The sequence below is a fragment of the Sporosarcina sp. Y1009 genome, from assembly GCF_057669865.1.
The window spans coordinates 1-17,387 of the sequence record NZ_JBYHFO010000008.1; the positions used below are offsets into that span (position 1 = coordinate 1).

Annotated in this window: 20 protein-coding genes; 8 read left to right on the forward strand and 12 right to left on the reverse strand. The window is 36.3% G+C overall.

Annotation, left to right across the window (positions count from 1 at the left end; all coding sequences use genetic code 11):
- The first annotated feature begins 335 nt into the window (after positions 1-335).
- The 4 genes from AC25Y1_RS11270 (at position 336) to AC25Y1_RS11285 (ending at position 4,016) form a co-directional block, all read left to right on the forward strand.
- On the forward strand, positions 336-575 hold the full coding sequence (locus AC25Y1_RS11270) for a DUF2249 domain-containing protein (protein ID WP_488148090.1): 240 nt from the start codon (positions 336-338) through the stop codon (positions 573-575).
- A 13-nt stretch (positions 576-588) separates the two neighbouring features.
- Positions 589-915 (forward strand): hypothetical protein, encoded by a 327-nt coding sequence (locus AC25Y1_RS11275; protein ID WP_488148091.1) that lies wholly within the window; start codon positions 589-591, stop codon positions 913-915.
- A 111-nt stretch (positions 916-1,026) separates the two neighbouring features.
- Positions 1,027-2,862 (forward strand): LysM peptidoglycan-binding domain-containing protein, encoded by a 1,836-nt coding sequence (locus AC25Y1_RS11280; protein ID WP_488148092.1) that lies wholly within the window; start codon positions 1,027-1,029, stop codon positions 2,860-2,862.
- Positions 2,863-2,996: 134 nt separating this feature from the next.
- Positions 2,997-4,016: a S66 family peptidase gene (locus tag AC25Y1_RS11285; RefSeq protein WP_488148242.1), complete on the forward strand. Its 1,020-nt coding sequence runs from the start codon at positions 2,997-2,999 to the stop codon at positions 4,014-4,016.
- 44 nt (positions 4,017-4,060) lie between these two features.
- Here AC25Y1_RS11285 and AC25Y1_RS11290 read toward each other — a convergent pair whose 3' ends face one another.
- The 4 genes from AC25Y1_RS11290 to AC25Y1_RS11305 form a co-directional block, all read right to left on the reverse strand.
- The gene (locus AC25Y1_RS11290; RefSeq protein WP_488148093.1) at positions 4,061-5,551 is read right to left on the reverse strand and encodes a catalase; all 1,491 of its coding nucleotides are present in this window, start codon (positions 5,549-5,551) and stop codon (positions 4,061-4,063) included.
- Positions 5,552-5,646: 95 nt separating this feature from the next.
- On the reverse strand, positions 5,647-6,414 hold the full coding sequence (locus AC25Y1_RS11295) for an NRDE family protein (RefSeq protein ID WP_488148094.1): 768 nt from the start codon (positions 6,412-6,414) through the stop codon (positions 5,647-5,649).
- A 32-nt stretch (positions 6,415-6,446) separates the two neighbouring features.
- Positions 6,447-7,082, reverse strand: a complete 636-nt coding sequence (locus AC25Y1_RS11300) for a glycerol-3-phosphate acyltransferase (protein WP_488148095.1) — start codon at positions 7,080-7,082, stop codon at positions 6,447-6,449.
- Positions 7,083-7,198: 116 nt separating this feature from the next.
- Positions 7,199-7,945, reverse strand: coding sequence for an arylamine N-acetyltransferase family protein (locus AC25Y1_RS11305; RefSeq protein ID WP_488148096.1), 747 nt, complete (start codon positions 7,943-7,945; stop codon positions 7,199-7,201).
- A gap of 214 nt (positions 7,946-8,159) precedes the next feature.
- Between AC25Y1_RS11305 and AC25Y1_RS11310 the strand changes: the two genes are divergently transcribed.
- Both AC25Y1_RS11310 and AC25Y1_RS11315 read left to right on the forward strand, forming a co-directional pair.
- Positions 8,160-8,579, forward strand: a complete 420-nt coding sequence (locus tag AC25Y1_RS11310; protein ID WP_488148097.1) for a DUF948 domain-containing protein — start codon at positions 8,160-8,162, stop codon at positions 8,577-8,579.
- Positions 8,580-8,596: 17 nt separating this feature from the next.
- Positions 8,597-9,148, forward strand: a complete 552-nt coding sequence (locus AC25Y1_RS11315; protein ID WP_488148098.1) for a DUF948 domain-containing protein — start codon at positions 8,597-8,599, stop codon at positions 9,146-9,148.
- Here the strand turns inward: AC25Y1_RS11315 and AC25Y1_RS11320 are convergent.
- Together AC25Y1_RS11320 and AC25Y1_RS11325 are read right to left on the reverse strand one after the other, a co-directional pair.
- Positions 9,141-9,584 carry a DUF948 domain-containing protein gene (locus tag AC25Y1_RS11320; protein ID WP_488148099.1) on the reverse strand — a complete coding sequence of 148 codons (444 nt, stop codon included), beginning with the start codon at positions 9,582-9,584 and terminating at the stop codon, positions 9,141-9,143. The two genes, AC25Y1_RS11315 and AC25Y1_RS11320, sit on opposite strands and share 8 nt — an antisense overlap.
- 2 nt (positions 9,585-9,586) lie before the next feature.
- A complete protein-coding gene (locus AC25Y1_RS11325; RefSeq protein WP_488148100.1) occupies positions 9,587-10,009 on the reverse strand; it encodes a DUF948 domain-containing protein in 423 nt (140 codons plus the stop codon).
- A gap of 161 nt (positions 10,010-10,170) precedes the next feature.
- Here AC25Y1_RS11325 and AC25Y1_RS11330 point away from each other — a divergent pair, with 161 nt between their 5' ends.
- Positions 10,171-10,419, forward strand: a complete 249-nt coding sequence (locus tag AC25Y1_RS11330; RefSeq protein WP_488148101.1) for a hypothetical protein — start codon at positions 10,171-10,173, stop codon at positions 10,417-10,419.
- A gap of 78 nt (positions 10,420-10,497) precedes the next feature.
- Here the strand turns inward: AC25Y1_RS11330 and AC25Y1_RS11335 are convergent, their stop codons facing one another.
- The 6 genes from AC25Y1_RS11335 to AC25Y1_RS11360 form a co-directional block, all read right to left on the reverse strand.
- Positions 10,498-10,719, reverse strand: a complete 222-nt coding sequence (locus tag AC25Y1_RS11335) for a PepSY domain-containing protein (RefSeq protein WP_488148102.1) — start codon at positions 10,717-10,719, stop codon at positions 10,498-10,500.
- Between the two features lie 109 nt (positions 10,720-10,828).
- Positions 10,829-12,319, reverse strand: a complete 1,491-nt coding sequence (locus tag AC25Y1_RS11340; RefSeq protein WP_488148103.1) for a peptide MFS transporter — start codon at positions 12,317-12,319, stop codon at positions 10,829-10,831.
- A 287-nt stretch (positions 12,320-12,606) separates the two neighbouring features.
- Positions 12,607-13,461, reverse strand: a complete 855-nt coding sequence (locus tag AC25Y1_RS11345; protein ID WP_488148104.1) for an ABC transporter permease — start codon at positions 13,459-13,461, stop codon at positions 12,607-12,609.
- The gene (locus AC25Y1_RS11350) at positions 13,445-14,374 is read right to left on the reverse strand and encodes an ABC transporter ATP-binding protein (protein WP_488148105.1); all 930 of its coding nucleotides are present in this window, start codon (positions 14,372-14,374) and stop codon (positions 13,445-13,447) included. Before AC25Y1_RS11350 ends, AC25Y1_RS11345 begins: the two co-directional genes overlap by 17 nt.
- Positions 14,367-14,786, reverse strand: a complete 420-nt coding sequence (locus AC25Y1_RS11355; protein WP_488148106.1) for a hypothetical protein — start codon at positions 14,784-14,786, stop codon at positions 14,367-14,369. The genes AC25Y1_RS11350 and AC25Y1_RS11355 overlap by 8 nt, the downstream gene beginning before the upstream one ends.
- A 13-nt stretch (positions 14,787-14,799) precedes the next feature.
- Complete coding sequence (locus tag AC25Y1_RS11360; RefSeq protein WP_488148107.1) at positions 14,800-15,237, reverse strand: LytTR family DNA-binding domain-containing protein; 438 nt, start codon at positions 15,235-15,237, stop codon at positions 14,800-14,802.
- A 244-nt stretch (positions 15,238-15,481) separates the two neighbouring features.
- On the opposite strand from AC25Y1_RS11360, the gene AC25Y1_RS11365 reads away from it, so the two are divergent.
- Positions 15,482-17,374, forward strand: a complete 1,893-nt coding sequence (locus tag AC25Y1_RS11365) for an ABC-F family ATP-binding cassette domain-containing protein (protein WP_488148108.1) — start codon at positions 15,482-15,484, stop codon at positions 17,372-17,374.
- Positions 17,375-17,387: the final 13 nt, after the last annotated feature.

Genomic DNA, 17,387 nt, shown 5'->3' on the forward strand with positions numbered 1-17,387 from the left:
GTTGACGCGTATGAGGGTGGCGACTCCCGCGGAATTAGCGAGACATATGGAGAAAGAAGTTCATTTCTCCTTTGCCGAGACCCCGCAGTGCACGGAGCGACGAGGAGGCTTGGCGCTCTCGCCCGCAGGAAAGCGTCCACCCGGAACGGAAATCAACGGATCGAGTAGAACTGAGTACTTAAATAATGAATTAATAACCCCGCATTTACAACAACAATTGTAAATGTGGGGTTTATTTATATTTGAATTACAACAATGTGACTCGCATCACAGCACTAATTACGAAACATCCTTATACTTTACTTAAAGTACAGCAAGTAAAGGAGGAATTAATAATGACAAGCTATACTTCAGTGATTAAGGTGACAGAATATCCACCGCATTTAAAGCATATAACAATCTTTGAAACGTATGCGAGCCTACAACCATCCGAGTCAATGTTAATTGTAAACGATCATGATCCACTTCCACTACGTTTTCAACTAGAATCAAAGCATAAAGGGAATTACGAATGGGATTATATTGAACAAGGTCCGACTACTTTTCAAGTGAAAATCACAAAACTGAATGAATGAAAGGGTGTTGACAATGGCGAAAGTCAACATAATCGATGAAAAAACTGTGGAAATCGAATTGACTTTAGAAGATGCAGTTTCAATGATCGAAAAAGCTACGAAAAATATTGAAAAATACTCTCATGAGATCATTACAATTTTTGAGCAGATGCCTAAATTCAACTACATCTATTATTGTTTTTACGCCTTCGAAAACAGTGCCAAGTTATTTGAAACGATGCTGGAAATTGATCCAAAGAATTATTACTCATTTTCATTAAATGCCCCCGATTCTTTTTTCCACTGTTTATATGGTGGAATGGCGAGCCTTTATCCAGATGCACAAAAGTATAGTGCATAGACTAGTCATTAAATAAACCACACTTCCTTTTTATTATCGTATTGAACATTTCTGCCCAAAGACGAATAACATATCTAAGGGTAGAATATTGTTCATTAATAGAAGGGAAGTGTGTTTTGGTTGCAGTATTTTTATAGTGTACGTGACAATGAAACATTGAAAGAAATTGCTAATCGATGGCATCTGCCCGACGCTTCTATAATCGCTTCAAATAACTTAACAGCCCCCTATACAATTTCTGTTGGTGAGCAATTATCAATTCCTACCGGTGTTAATGAGTACCGTGTTCAAACAGGAGATTCTGTTTATCGGATTGCACAACTATTCGGGTTACCGATTTCCATAATTGTTGAAGCCAACAAGTTAACATCACCATATCTTTTACATGCAAACCAAGTGTTAAAGATCCCTCCTGGAGTACCTTATTATGTTGTGAAACAAGATAATTCATTGGAAAAAGTTGCACTGCGTTATAATTCCAATAGCTATGCAATCGAAAAACTGAATAACTTGACGAATTCTAAAATCACTCCTGGAATGAAATTGAAACTTCCTTATAAATTAATGGGTGGTTCCGGTTCTATTGCTTATAATTCAAATCGTGGTGGGCAATTTGATATTTGGACATATAATCTTCGGAACGGGGAAACTAAGCAATTAACTAGTGGTTTAGGAGAATCATTTTCGATCCCGATATGGTCCCCCGATAGTAGCAGAATAGCATTTGTAGGGAAAAATCGTGTGGTTTATGTTATTTATGTATCTTCCGGATCTATTGGGGCGATTGATCAGTTAACTGAAGGCGGGGATTTAAATTTAGATTGGTCCCTCGATAGTGTTCATTTGGCTTATGCTGCACGTGGAATCATCCAATTGTATAATACGACTTTACATGAGGGAACGATAGTCGAACAACCAGGCGCATCCGATATTAACTGGTTTCCAAATGGGGAAGAATTATTGTTTCAAGCTTTGGATGCTTCGGGGGTAAGTCAGCTTTTTCGATGCAAAATAGTTGGAACTGAAAAGAAACAAATTACAAATAACGAAAATGGACGATTACAAAATGCTCAATTATCTCCGGACGGCTCTTTTGTTCTGTATACAACACCTGGTGCAAGTATATCTATCATCTACACGATTGAGCTAGCAACAGGGAAAGTATATGAAGTGAAGGGAGGTCCGCTTGCAAAAAACTATTATCCTAAATGGTCCCCGGACTCATCACACATCGCCTATAGTGCAACTAATTTAACCAACAATATATATTTCTCGCAAATTAGAACCGTAAACCGAAAAGGCAACAATGATCGTATTGTGGCCATTTCAAATTGCTTCTCAACCCCAGTTACTTGGTCGCCAGATGGAACGAAACTAGCTTATTTATCAGGTTGTTCTACTACTGAATTTGCAAAAGGGATGTGGATGATTGACCTGAAACACCCCGTGCCAATACAGCTTCTTGAAGGGTTCACCATCATGTCATTGAATTGGTCTCAGAAACCGGTTTCAGATTTATCCAAAAAACAATATACAAATGAGTCTTTTGGTGTTTCTTTTCAATTTCCAGCAGGTTGGAAGGGAAGAATGCAGTTCAATTCTTCCTTAGTAAATGAAGAACGATATGTCGGAGACGATGGCTTCTTTCAAATATCGGCAATTTTTGGTTCTGAGGATATTAACGAAATATGCCATGATGAAGCATTCCAAAAGCTAAGACCTTATGGTACATCGCCTAAAATCATACCGTCGGGAAATCAATCTACTGAAGCCTGCACGATTTTACCTTCCTCCGATCAACCAGCGGAAATGAATGGGCAGGCGGCTTATATTGTAAAGTATCCGGAACCAATACAAATCGATGGGGAAATGTACAATTACTTTATTTTATGGGCAGATAAAGGTCATATTAACGCAATCTCCTCAACACTAGTATTCATAGTTTAATTTAGACGACAATTATAGAAAACTGACGAGCAATGTAAATTGCTTAACTGTTTTCTTTTTATTTGGAAAAGTAGCTTCCTACTATGGTAAGATTTAGTGGATAGAAAATAATTGTGTGGGGGGAGTGTGTGAATATGATTCTTTACCCAAGTCCCTTAGTAAAAGGGCAGACAATAGGCGTTAGTGCTATGTCATCTGGTGTTGATAGTGAACTTCATCATATTTTGAGGAAGGCGGCTCATCAATTCGAACAAAGAGGCTATTCCGTAGAACTTGGAGATACGGCTTGGTCAAATGAAAAACTTACATCTGCTTCACCGGAAATTCGAGTTTTAGAATTCATGGAAATGATAATGGATGATGCAGTAGGTGTAATCATTCCACCGTGGGGTGGAGAATTTCTTTCTGAAACACTTCCATTTCTTGAATTTAAAAGACTAAAACCAAAGTGGATTGTTGGCTATTCAGATACCAGCACACTTCTTTTGCCAATTACATTATTAACGGGCATTGCTACTGTTCATGCGACTAATTTCGTCGATTTAAGAAGCGATGAATGGGACCCAGTCACTGCCAAATTTCTAGAAGTTCTATCTGCAAATAAAGGCGATACGATTATACAATATTCATCTGAAAAATATCAAACTGAATGGCAACATTTTGCACCACCAGAGCCGTATGTCTTTAAATTAGATGCACCAACTGAATGGAAAACCATCGGAGATAATCCCATTCAAGTAGAAGGCAGAATCTTATCTGGTTGCATTGATACAATTCGACATCTAGTTGGAACGCCTTTCGGTGATGTTCAATCTTTTCGTAAGAAATTCATACCCAATGAGAAAGTTATTTGGGTACTTGAGAATTGTGATATGGACGCCGCTGATTTTTACCGCTCACTTATACAGTTTTATCATGCTGGTTGGTTTGAGAACACTTCTGGAATTGTATTTGGTCGAACAGATGCGGGCGAGGCTGAAGAAGATTTTACTTATATGGAGGCTTTAGAAAGAATTGCAAAACTAGCAGATGTCCCTGTCGTATATGATGCTGATATTGGACATGTTCCACCGCAAATGACATTTGTTAACGGCGCTTTTGCAGAGCTTAACGTAGAGGATGATAAAGCAATTTTGACAACTAAATTAATTTAATGGATAAAAAAGAGTAGCGATAAATTCGCTACTCTTTTTGCTAATTATTTTGGTTCAAATGATGCAGCTGCTTCGACTTCATTCCAAGGAATGCCTATTGCTAGAGCTACACCTTCTCCATATGCTGGATCCGCTTTGTAGCAGTGAGTAATATGACGTACTTGAATACGTTTATCAACACCACTCATGTTAGCTGCCGTATTTAAGAACAACGCTTCTTTTTGTTCGTCACTCATTAGATTAAATAGTTTACCTGGTTGTTCAAAGTAGTTGTCATCATCTTCTCTGAAATCCCAATGGTCAGCAGCACCATTAATATCAAGAGCAGGGTCTTTGAATTGTGGTTGCTCTTGCCATTCGCCGTAGCTGTTTGGTTCGTAATGCAGTGTGCTGCCATGGTTTCCGTCAACACGCATTCCTCCGTCTCGGTGGTAGCTATGAACTGGACATCTAGGTTGGTTAACCGGAATTTGATGGTGGTTAACGCCTAAACGATAACGCTGTGCATCACCGTATGAGAACAAACGACCTTGTAGCATTTTGTCTGGTGAGAAACTGATTCCTGGGACAACGTTTGCTGGTGTAAATGCTGCTTGTTCTACTTCAGCAAAATAGTTATCAGGGTTTCGGTTTAGTTCCCATTCACCAACCTCGATTAGTGGGAAATCTTTTTTGTACCAAACTTTAGTTAAATCGAATGGGTTATATGGCATATTTGCTGCTTGTTCTTCTGTCATCACTTGAATGTACATTTTCCATTTCGGGAAGTTTCCATCTTCAATGTTTTGGTATAGATCTTGTTGATGACTTTCACGATCTTTTCCAACAAGTGTTTCAGCTTCTGAATCTGTTAAGTTTTCGATACCTTGCTGTGAACGCATGTGGAATTTCACCCAAACACGCTCGTTATCAGCATTGATCATACTGAATGTATGGCTACCGAAACCGTGCATTTTACGGTATGACTCAGGAATTCCACGGTCACTCATAACAATTGTTACTTGATGAAGTGCCTCAGGAAGGGATGTCCAGAAATCCCAGTTATTATTTGCGCTACGCATATTTGTGCGTGGATCACGTTTAACAGCATGGTTTAAGTCAGGGAACTGCATAGGATCTCTAAAGAAAAATACAGGTGTATTATTTCCGACAAGGTCCCAGTTACCTTCCTCTGTGTAATAACGCATTGAGAATCCACGAATGTCTCGTTCTGCGTCTGCAGCGCCACGTTCACCAGCAACTGTTGAGAAACGAACGAACATTTCTGTTTGCTTACCAATTTCTGAGAAGACTTTCGCTTTTGTGTATTTTGTAATGTCATGAGTCACGGTAAATGTCCCGTAAGCCCCAGAACCTTTTGCGTGCATACGTCGCTCAGGAATTACTTCACGATCAAAATGAGCCATCTTTTCTAGGAACCATACATCTTGTAGTAGCATTGGACCTCTTGGACCTGCAGTCATAGAGTTCTGGTTATCAACAACCGGAGCACCAGCAGCAGTTGTTAATTTCTTTTTGTTTTCATTATTATTCATTGATTCTCACTCCCTAGATTGTAATAGTACTTACATGATAATCATAACAAATAAGAAACGATTGTACCAACAATAAGATTAAATTAGCACTAGAATTATTCCTCAATCTGGAAAGAATAATTTTTTTCAAACATAAATTGTCCATTTTTAAAGGTTCTCTCAATAAAAGTCACATGATTATGACGATCAACGAGCAGTACTGTAGAACAACGTGTACCATAAGTAGGCGTTCGTATGAACAAAGGGGATAATTGACGTTCGAGTTCATGGTCGACGCCTGTATTTGGTAAATCCACATCTTCTGCGAGTTCTGAATTATATAAAATGCTAAATAGTTTTTCGCTATCAAGAACTTGATGTTTCATAACATATTCTTGTAATTTCTTTTTGCCTTTGATTACTTTGGGCCATGGGGTATTGAGAAGGTGATTACTTAATCCATGCGTCCCTTTGGGTACTTCTATAGATTGAGAATCGATATTATTATAGTAAAAAAGTTGATCTGCATGACCAATAATAATATTAAATCCATTATAGAGGTGTTTCTTTTCATCTAAAAGATTTAAATAATCGAGTGGAGATGTATCTTCAGTTAGAAAGTTTTTAACGATTTCCCCGCGGGAAGTTTTTACAACGCCGAACTCTGAAGGTTCTCGGTAATTAGTTAACGCTGCAAATCTTCCGCTTTTACTTATGCCTAGCCATGTGCCCATCTTAACCAAATCGCGGCCAGCTAACAGTTCAGGTTCTTCAGTCCAAAACTGAGCGGGACTTGTAGGGCGGTCGTAAAATTCATCTCGATTAGCGGCTACAATCAGCTTATAGTTAGGATGGGCTTGAATTTGAAAATTGATTAAACACATGATCATTTTCTCCTTATAAAGTTAGTTGGCGTTTAAGATTTTTTCTTTTTTCCAAAAATAGTGGTGATTCGCTTTTCTTCGCCTTTTTTCAATCGTTGTATATTTTCAATATGCTTATAGATCGCGATGAAAAATATTCCAGTTGTAATAAGCGAGGGCCATATCCCAGGTGTTAACCAAATTGAAAAACTAAGTAAAGAAAGATAAAGCATAAGCACGCCAAACACAAGAAAATCAGTAGCTAGCGCTGTGACAAGAAAAATGATGAAAGCAATTAACCCAAAAAACCAGTCAATCCCTAATAAAATCCCAATCAGTGTTGCTGTACCTTTGCCCCCATTAAATTTCATGTGAATAGGGAAGGTATGACCAATCACTACGGCTGCACCTGCGACAAACAGTATCAGTGCATAATTTTCAGCTAAGAATCCCGCTTGCTCTGCAATAATACGTGCAAGAAATACTGCTAGTACTCCTTTTCCAATATCAATAGCTGCAACTAGCGCACCAAATTTCTTTCCAAGTACAATCGTCGCATTTGATGCCCCGTAATTTTTAACCCCTTCTTGTTTAAGGTTAACGCCAGAAATTAGTTGAGCAATGCGGGCCCCGTGTAGACAACCTAGTAAATAACTTCCACACAGAACAACGATGAGGTAACCCCACATCGACTTTCCCCCTCATATATACTTTTCTATTATAGTTTAACAGATAATCTCTTTCTTGGTTGAAGATTCGGAATTTAAAAAAGTGACGAATTTTTCCGGAAGACGTAGATAGACTTTTATAATTGAATTTTAAATAAGTCTTTAAGCGTTTGTTGTTTTTCTGGAAGATCCAGAAGAACTTTATTGTGACGGTCATCATCAATAATGGTTAATGTTCGATCGGTTAGTGTAATTCGTCCATTCGGTGTTGCTTTTGCTAAAATGTCATGATGTGTAAATGAAGAGTCGATTGAAACTTGGTTAAATATACAGCCCTCATGAAAGTCTAGTAAAGTTTTATGAGTTTTGTTGATTCTATAAAGCGTACGTTTTTCAGACTGACTCCTATAGATTAGATCTACAAATTCATCATCAACGTCTGTAATTGAATAGGTAGCGCCGACGGTTGTGATCTTATCACGATTAAGTGGAATTGGAATGCGAGGACATAATGCACCAAATCCTACATCGACTAAATAGGGTTTATCTAAATATACAAGAATAGCTGCGTGAGTATCTGGTTTTGCCCATTGACCGGTCTTTCTTAAAACAGTGGCAGAAACGAGATGGGCATCATAACCGAGTTTTTGTAACAAAGTGTGAAATAGCCCGTTAACTTCATAACAATAGCCACCACGATGTCGATCCACAATTTTCTCGTAAATGGTATTTAAATTTAAATAGATGGGAACTTTTCGAATAACATCAAGATTTTCAAAAGGAATATGCTGTAAATGAAAGTTTTGTAGGTTACTTAAGTTTTGAAGTGACACTTCTTTAAACGGAAGTGCTTTAAAGCGATTCAAATATTTGTCAATATCCATATTTATCACCTCATGACTATTGTATCGTAAAAATTTGATTTGAAAAAGGATTAACAAGTAAATGATTCCTGTCCTACGTTTCATATTCGCTCAAATAGGCAATTGTAATACTAATGGTGATACAATTATGTTTGCTCAATTTCAATGATAACTTTACACTGTAAATAATGGTATGTTATGAAGTGCAATGGGAATGAAAGGAAGTGAATTCAATATGCTAGTGAACATTAGTATATTTTTGATTGCAATTGCTTTGCTGATTATTGCAATCGCAGTCTCGAAAGCATTGATAAAAACCTCAGCAGTGATCACAACACTTGGTAAAACCGTATCTACTGTCGAATCAGAATTAGATTCTTTAATGACTGAATTCGAGAAGACGCTAGTAGAAGTCAATGAAACGGTAACAGATGTCGAACAAAAATTAGCATCTACTAGCGGTTTGTTTATGGCCATCCAAGATATCGGAGCAACAACATCAATGATTAGCGGTGAATTTGAGTCCCGAACAAAACAGTTTGCTGATGAAAAATCATTACCCGGCGTTAAACCTTTTATACATGCGATTCAGATAGGGGAGTTCACTTTAGGACTACTACGGACTTGGAAAAAAGGCAAAGGATTATCAAAATAAGAAACTAGAATTGAGGGATGGATATGGAACTAGATCTTGTCGGAATCGGCGTATTACTTATTGGTATAGCACTTTTAGTTATAGGTATTTACCTTGCAAAAGTTTTGAATAACTTAGCAAATGTCATTAGTGGTGTTGATAAAACAGTTGAACAACTTCCAAACCAACTTGAAAAAATAGTGAATGAAAGTGGAGACTTACTTCACAATAGTAACCAAACATTAGCTGATGTAAATGAGAAACTTGGCACTCTGACACCGTATTTTCAAATAGTGGGGGATATTGGTGAAACTACACGTACTTTTTCTTCCTCACTGGTAGACGTCACCAAGTCGGCTAAGCAGAAGATGGACAAAACAGATTCAAGTACGAAGAATAAAAGATTAGGTGGAGTATACGGTACTGCAGCGCTTAGTTATTATTTATATCACCGACGAAATGAATTCAAGCACGAGATTCCACCGAAATTTATAAAGCTATACAATCTAGGAGAAAGAAAAGCATTTGAGGTTGAGCAAATGAAAGCTGAAACAATTTTAGAAACAACAAAAGATAATGAAATTATTTGATAGTGGATAGGGAAGCTTTTAGTTGGTTCTTTTTCTGTGATATATAATAGAACAGCGATAGTAAACCAAAGAGTCCTTCATACTGTTTTTGATGTGTGAATGAGGCAGCTTGGTTCGTTTTTTGTTTTAATGCAATCGTCTTTTCGAGTGCCTCTTTAGTCAACTCTTTTGATGCCTCTCCTATATCATTTACAATTTCAAATACAGGCCGTAGTTCTTTGACTTGGTTATTCACATTTACAATCGTATCGTTTCCTTCTTTTAATATTGAAATTGTTTGGTCTGTAATTCTGACAAAAGAATCTGGTAACTGTTTAGTTGTCATCTCTACATTTTCCAATAGGATTGAAATTTTCTTAAGTGGTTTAATCAGCATGATCACAAGAACCATAAATGCTATTCCAAGAAGAAGTACTCCGATTCCTAGCCAGTCCATCGTCATCGCCTCTTTTCTTTTTCGCGTTTAAAACCATAATACAATCGTGCGAAGATTTCGGTAAGCACATTCGTTTGCTGCATTAAGTCTTCATATTTTTTTGGGGTATGAGAAACTTGGTCCGAAATTTGTTTTAATGACTGATCCATATAATTCGTTGTTTTCTTCAAATCTTTAGCGGAAGTCGAAAGTCCTTCAAAGCTTTGCATCTTTTGTTCGGCATCATATGCGATTTGGTTCGTTTTTTCTAGAAGCTCCTCTGATTTTTTTGTAATGCCACCAATCTTACTATCTACTCTTTTTAATGTCTCTGAAATATCGCCCATTGTTTGCTTAGCACTTTTTAATGTAATAACAACAAAAATTGCAATTAATAATAATGAAACAGCAGCAATGATAGCACTTGCATACAATAAAAATTCCACCTAGCATACCTCCACTTACATCTAATTTCCCAACTCCATTATATACATAAAGTTCCACTGAATGTGGATTATTAAACATGAATATTGGATTTATAATAAGGGCGGAATTAGTTTGTATGAATATACTAAGTTAAAGGGTTTAGTAGGGAAAGGAAGATCGTGTGCAAATTTATGATGTCGCGCTCATTCCATTTATTATTGGATTAGTTCAGATTCTGAAATATTTTGGTTTTAGGGAGAAGTGGTTTTCCCCATTGGCATCATTATTATTCGGCATACTAGCAGGTGTCAGCTATTTATATCCTTATGATTTGAAAATGGGCATTCTAGTGGGTGTTCTAATGGGCTTATCCGCGAGTGGCATGTATTCTGGTACGAAAGCGATACTGGAAAAGAAAAATAGCGAATGAATTTACTCTATAGCTAAATACATTAAAAAAGTCAGTCTGTTGGCAAGATACTTATGCCGAACAAAACTGACTTTATTTTTAATCGCGTTCTAATTTTATAATTTGCCCAGTCATTGCATCGATTTCCATTTCGTATTTGACGCCTTGCATTGTAATAATGTCAACCTGGTAAACAAGTCTACTGTTTTCAGTGTCTAACTCAACTTTCACGATTTCACCTGGAATTTGTATTGAAGCGATGGTCATCGCGTCCTCAATGGATAGTCGACTATTTGCATAATCCCAATAATTATTGGTCAATCCATACCCCTTTCTCATTTTTCGATTTTACTTCTATACTATTCGAGAGATGTATTTTTGTTCATATAAAAACAGCTATTCCGATTGACGGAATAGCTGTTTTTAATGATTAGCGAACACCCTTCATGAACTTTTGAATGAATGGTGAGACTAAATATAGTAATAGACTCAGTAGAATAGCAACTCCACCGATAATACCGAAATACAATACTTCATTTTCTTCTGAATAGAATCTCACAAGTTGTGCATTTAAGCCTTGTGCTGCTGCATTTGATAAGAACCATAAGCTCATTGTTTGAGCTGAGAAAGCCGCTGGTGCTAGCTTAGTGGTAGCCGATAATCCGACTGGTGATAAGCAAAGTTCACCCAAAACAACTAAGAAAATACTTAGGATTAACCAAAGTGGGCTTACAAGTGCATTTCCTTCACTTAGATATCCTGGTAGTAAAATCACGATAAATGATAAACCAGCGAATAAAAGACCTAATGAGAACTTCTGAGGGATAGTTGGTTGTCGATCTCCCAATTTCACCCATAGAAATGCGAAAAATGGTGCGAGCGTAATAATAAATAGCGGGTTAAACGATTGGAACCATGCTGGTGATATTTGGAATCCCATAATATTTAGATTTGTTCTAGTATCTGCATACACTGCAAGTATTGTTGAACCTTGCTCAGCAATTGCCCAAAACATGACCGACGCTACAAATAGCGGGATAAATGCAAGTAGGCGAGAGCGTTCTACATCATTTGTTTTTGGACTTCTATACATGCCGATGAAATATAAAGTTGGAATGAGGAATCCAAGAATTCCGACAAGTAAGATGAAAGAATTAAACGTCAACCAACCAAGCGGGATAGCTATTGCAATGAGAATCGCAAGAACTACTGCAGAGATTGCAATCGTTGAGTATACCTTTTTCTTTTCATCTTGTGCTAATGGATTTGCCACTTGCGTTCCAGCTAGTCCAAGGTTATTTTTCTTTGTAACAACAAACATAACTAATCCTATAAACATACCGACAGCTGCAACACCAAAACCAAGGTGGAAGCTTGTTTTCATCAAATATCCAACAATTAATGGTGCAATAAATCCACCCATGTTGATACCCATATAGAAGATACTGAATCCAGCATCACGACGGTTGTCGTTTTCAGGATAGATGTCCCCGACAACACTCGAAACGTTTGGTTTTAATAGGCCAGTCCCGATGACAATCAGTACCATTGATATGAAAAACATTGTAATGTTTCCAGGGATCGCAAGCACAAGGTGACCGATCATAATGAAAATACCACCATAGAATACTGCTTTTGATGTTCCGAATATACGGTCTGCTAGCCAACCACCAATAATACCAGACATATAAACGAGCGAACCATAAATTGACATGATTGACAATGCTACTGTTTTATCTAATCCTAGTCCACCATTGGTGACCTCATAGTACATATAGAAAACAAGGATTGCCCTCATTCCATAATACGAGAAGCGTTCCCAGAATTCAGTAAAGAATAATGTGAATAAACCTTTCGGGTGTCCAAAAAATCCTTTTTGCGGTACACTATCGACAATTTGTTGCTTAGTTAACTTAGACACGATAAACCTCCTCATATTATTATTCATTAATAATACATGCAAACGTTTTCGATTGTCAAAATAAATATTTACCAGTTCTCAATGTCCTATAATACTGATTATTAAAGGTTTTATGATAATAAAAGTATTTTCAATTTTGATAATAATGATATTGTAAAATAATTATACAATGCAAAATTATCCTAATATTTCTCTTACTTTAAGTTTGTCCCACTGAACGATAGGCATACCATAATAATTCCCATCAATATAAAAAGGACTGCCCACTTTCGGAACAGTCCTTTTCACTATTTTTGTTTTCGATTCATAACTAGAAACGATAAAATAAAAAATAAAATTGTTGTACCAATCAAATAAAAAATGCTGAAAAATTTTGAAATTATTTTACCATCTATTTTATATTGAACACCCATGTCGAGTATAAAAGACTCTTTCATGGAAATTGGTGCATTTGAAAATGCATCAATCATTGGACTTTCCATCAAGATTTGCCTAAACAAAGACGCAGAATGAGAAACCGGAAAAAGTTTTACAATGGTTTGGAGATAATCTGGTAATGCCCCAATGGGAATGTAAATTCCAGCTAGAAATCCAAGAAGAGTACCGATAATTGTACTTGCGGCTGCAAAGGCATTCGACGTATTAAAAAAGGTAACTAACAATAAAACCATTGCACCACTAGATAGGACGGCTAACAAAATTACACCCATTAATAGGATTGTTTTATCGAATGGCACAAGCATTTTTCCAGTTAAAAATAAAAAAATATTTGAAATGATCAAAGTAAATGTACTCATAATAAATCCGATAAATAAGGCACTTGAAATATAGCCGCCTACTAATTTAGTCCGAGAAATAGGGGATGCATAAAAATCATTCAAACGATTATTTGCCCGATCTTCCACTAAAATCCCAAAAGATGCTAAAGTCGTGGTCATCGAAGTGACAGCTAGAATGCCAGCAATAAACCATGATGTAAGTAAGGTGTTTTTTGAAGGGAAATCAGGAAGTCCCTTTGATGTTAAATCACCTAGAAATAGAACGTATAAAGCAATTAGAATGATCACTGACAATAAGGAAAAGAAAACAGCCATTTTGTCACGAAAATATAATAATATATTGCGTTTAGTAAAGGCGATCATTGTTTTTCAAATCCTTTCCATTAATGGCGAGAAATACATCGTCTAAACTAGATTTTTGAACTTCAAATGAAGCCATTAAATTGGAATGTTTCATCAGAATTGGAATCGCTGCCATGGTATCTTTAAGAGGAATGTAGAAACTTGATTTCTCTTCTATATAATCAAGTTTTTCATCTCTAAGGATGGATCGCAATTCATCATTATTATTTGGTGATATAATTAAATGATCAGAAGCATACTCGTTTTTCAATTGATTTGGGGTTCCTTTGGCGATAATTTCTCCGTTTTTTATCACGACAACATAATCTGAGTTTGCTGCTTCTTCAATATAATGTGTGGTTAAAAAAACAGTCATTTTGGTTTCTTTTTGAAGTTTTAAGATTGTGGTCCATATGTTTTTTCTGCTCTGTGCATCGAGTCCAGTTGTCGGTTCGTCCATTATTAAAATTGAGGGATTATGAATGAGCGCACGTGCGATGTCTGTTCTTCTTCTTTCGCCTCCTGATAATTTTCCGTAAGGTCGTTTGATAAACGAAGTTAAATCGGTTAAATCAGCTACACGTTTAATCGAATTGATTTTATCTTTTTTTGACATTCCATAAAAAGAACCACGAATCATCAAGTTTTCTTCTACTGTAAGTAAAGAATCTAACAGGCTTTCTTGAAAGACCACACCAATTTCCTGCCGTATTTTGTCGTCCTGTTTTCCCACTGTATATCCCTTCACTTTTACTTCGCCATAATCTTGTTTCAATAATGTTAACAAAATTGATATGGTCGTTGATTTTCCTGCACCATTTGTTCCTAAAAATGAGAAAAGTGATCCTTCTTCTACAAAGAAGTTGATATTATTTACTGCTTGAACTTTTCCAAACGACTTAGACAATCCTTTTACTTCAATTATTTTAGTCATTTAATCTCTCCAATTTTCGTTTTTGTATTGCGGAATTTATCGCCCGCGCACTGGCTTGTTCTCCCGTAAAAATGATAACTGTCACAATCAAATAAGTTATAACACCGATTGTAATAACAGAAAATATATATAAAGAAGAAAAAGGGTATATATTAAAGATAAATCCACCGAGTAAAAGAACCAAAAGCACTGAAATAAGCTCTGCTAGTCGTAGTATAATGAGATTTTCGATTGGAAATATATTGACTAAGAAAATCGAAAATACAATGGCGATTGAAAGAAATAACATAATAAGAACATTTTCATTATCAAATGGAGGGAAAACATTCCAACTACTAAGGAGCAGATAAAAAATTGAGCTAAAGGTGAACGAAATACAAGTGGTTGAAATATATCTCATAATCTCTTTCATTGTTTTTCACTCCTCACGTTAAAAATTGCATTTTAAATGCTTTTACATAATGTCGATTGACAATTACTTTCTCACCATTCGTTAAAGATGCTTCAAACCTTCCGTTGAATAGCGCTTTAACACTATCGATGACAGACATATTGACAATTAAATTTTTACTAATACGAAGAAAATTTTTTCCCAATACTTGTTGTTCAAATTCATAAAGCTTTAAGTCACTTTCGTAAACATCTTTTTGATCATAAAGGAAGGTTTTGTTATCAATAGACTCGACATAAAACAAGTTTTTTACTAGGAGTGAATAAGCACGTCCTTCTATTTTGCCAATAATCGAAATGTCTCTTTCACTAATTTGTTCGACCAAGCGCTCAATCTCGTCATCAAATTTAGGGCATTTAATTATGATGTCAATTTTCTCATAAGCTTCATTGACGTCAATTTTAATATCCATGTTCATCACACCCTTATCGGAATGGTAGCGTACAGTTGAATAAAGTTATCTGAATCTTACCATCTATATAGAGGGTAAACAATACTATTAATAGTGAGTTGCATTTTTTAATAGATAAGATACATTTTTTCATGAAAACATTATTCAGAAATGAATTATTCGTGATTAGAATCCGTAGTATTTCAAAAAGCACCTGAAATCAGCTATGATAGACATATGTACAGATTAGAATGGAAGTGAATACATGAGCCAATTAATTATTGATAATTTAACGAATACAGTGGGGGATAAAACGCTTTTTAATCAGATTGCGTTTACCGTCTCAAGTGGAGAGAAAGTAGGGCTCATTGGCATTAATGGAACTGGAAAGTCTACACTATTGTCAATCATAGCAGGCGCTGGAGATGCTGATTCAATTTCAATGGATCACCCGAATAATTACCGAATTGCTTATTTACCTCAAGAACCGGAAGTCAATCCAAATTTGTCGGTCTTAGAAACTGTGTTTATGAGTGATGCACCAATCATCCGTATGAACTTGGAATATGAAAATGCTTTAAAAGCGTTAAGTTCAGATTCTAACTCTATACAAAACCAAGAACAGTTTTCTAACATTCAAAATGAAATGGATGCCATGTCAGGGTGGGATGTAAACTCTCAAGCAAGGACAATATTAACTAAACTGGGCATTGATACATTTGACAAGAAAATGGATGAACTTTCTGGTGGACAGCAAAAACGCGTCGCATTAGCAAAAGTTCTTATCGAACCTGCAGATTTACTATTACTTGATGAACCAACAAACCATTTGGATGTCGATTCTATTACTTGGTTACAAACGTATTTACAGAATGAGCAAGGAGCCGTTATTTTTGTAACACATGATCGATATTTCCTCGATGCTGTTTCAACTCATATTTATGAACTAACAAATGCCAAGCTTTATTCGCATACTGGTAATTACGCTGATTATCTAGAAGCAAAAGCATTACGCGATGACATGCAAGCGGCTACTGATGATAAACAACGCAACCGTTATCGCTCAGAGTTAAAATGGATAAAACGGGGTGCCAGAGCGAGATCAACGAAACAAAAAGCACGAATAGGCCGCTTCGAAGTACTAGCGGAAGAAGTCAAGAAAGATAATACGAGTGAGGAAATGGATGTTGCATTAAAAACGACTCGATTAGGTCGTAAAGTCATCGAAGCCATCAAAATTTCTAAATCATTCGGTGATAAAATGATTATTAAAGACTTTTCATGTCTCTTGCAATCCGGTGACCGTATTGCAATTGTTGGACCTAACGGAGTTGGTAAAACAACATTATTAAATATAATCTCAGAGGAGATTACACCAGATAGTGGATTGATTGAAAAAGGAACCACTGTGAAAATAGCACATTTCCATCAACATTTACCGAAGATGGATGATCACAAGCGAATTATCGAGTATGTCCGTGAAACGTCAAATGATATTGAAGATGCTGATGGAAATCGTATTTCAGCTTCTCAAATGCTCGAGCGTTTTTTATTTCCAACGAGAGTGCACGGAACGCTCATTGGGAAATTATCTGGTGGAGAAAGAAAAAGACTTCATCTTTTAAAATTATTAATGGAAGAACCAAATATTCTTCTATTAGATGAGCCGACAAATGATTTAGACCTTGAAACACTGGCTATATTAGAAGATTTCATTGATACGTTTCCGGGTGTTGTGATCACAATTTCACATGACCGATTCTTTCTTGATCGAACATCAACTAAACTATGGGTATTAGATGGGACAGGGAAAGTGGACGTTAGACTTGGAATCTTCTCGGACTATCTTGACTCGAAAGATTTAGTCGAAGAAATCAAAGAAGAACCAATGACAGAACCGATCAGCGCAACTAAAAAAGTAGAGCAGCAAGACAAAAGGAAGCGAATGTCTTATACTGAACGAAAAGAATGGGAGACCATTGAAAAAGATCTTGAAAGTCTTGAGGCATCAATAGAAAAAACTGAAGCAGAAATGGTATCTAGTGGTTCCAATTATGATAAACTGAGTGAATTGACTGAAAAACTGGAAAAACTTAATGAAGCATATGAAATTATGTTTGAACGTTGGACCTATTTACAGGAGTTACAAGCAACATAATATTAGGGGGAAA

What these genes read in the sequence shown, in the direction of transcription:
- AC25Y1_RS11275 (WP_488148091.1), top strand. Translation starts at nt 589, where the DNA reads ATGGCGAAAGTCAACATAATCGATGAAAAAACTGTGGAAATCGAATTG.
- AC25Y1_RS11285 (WP_488148242.1), top strand. Translation starts at nt 2,997, where the DNA reads ATGATTCTTTACCCAAGTCCCTTAGTAAAAGGGCAGACAATAGGCGTT.
- AC25Y1_RS11305 (WP_488148096.1), bottom strand. Translation starts at nt 7,945, where the DNA reads ATGGATATTGACAAATATTTGAATCGCTTTAAAGCACTTCCGTTTAAA.
- AC25Y1_RS11350 (WP_488148105.1), bottom strand. Translation starts at nt 14,374, where the DNA reads ATGACTAAAATAATTGAAGTAAAAGGATTGTCTAAGTCGTTTGGAAAA.
- AC25Y1_RS11360 (WP_488148107.1), bottom strand. Translation starts at nt 15,237, where the DNA reads ATGGATATTAAAATTGACGTCAATGAAGCTTATGAGAAAATTGACATC.
- AC25Y1_RS11300 (WP_488148095.1), bottom strand. Translation starts at nt 7,082, where the DNA reads ATGTGGGGTTACCTCATCGTTGTTCTGTGTGGAAGTTATTTACTAGGT.
- AC25Y1_RS11365 (WP_488148108.1), top strand. Translation starts at nt 15,482, where the DNA reads ATGAGCCAATTAATTATTGATAATTTAACGAATACAGTGGGGGATAAA.
- AC25Y1_RS11315 (WP_488148098.1), top strand. Translation starts at nt 8,597, where the DNA reads ATGGATATGGAACTAGATCTTGTCGGAATCGGCGTATTACTTATTGGT.
- AC25Y1_RS11320 (WP_488148099.1), bottom strand. Translation starts at nt 9,584, where the DNA reads ATGGACTGGCTAGGAATCGGAGTACTTCTTCTTGGAATAGCATTTATG.
- AC25Y1_RS11310 (WP_488148097.1), top strand. Translation starts at nt 8,160, where the DNA reads ATGCTAGTGAACATTAGTATATTTTTGATTGCAATTGCTTTGCTGATT.
- AC25Y1_RS11290 (WP_488148093.1), bottom strand. Translation starts at nt 5,551, where the DNA reads ATGAATAATAATGAAAACAAAAAGAAATTAACAACTGCTGCTGGTGCT.
- AC25Y1_RS11345 (WP_488148104.1), bottom strand. Translation starts at nt 13,461, where the DNA reads ATGATCGCCTTTACTAAACGCAATATATTATTATATTTTCGTGACAAA.
- AC25Y1_RS11295 (WP_488148094.1), bottom strand. Translation starts at nt 6,414, where the DNA reads ATGTGTTTAATCAATTTTCAAATTCAAGCCCATCCTAACTATAAGCTG.
- AC25Y1_RS11355 (WP_488148106.1), bottom strand. Translation starts at nt 14,786, where the DNA reads ATGAAAGAGATTATGAGATATATTTCAACCACTTGTATTTCGTTCACC.
- AC25Y1_RS11270 (WP_488148090.1), top strand. Translation starts at nt 336, where the DNA reads ATGACAAGCTATACTTCAGTGATTAAGGTGACAGAATATCCACCGCAT.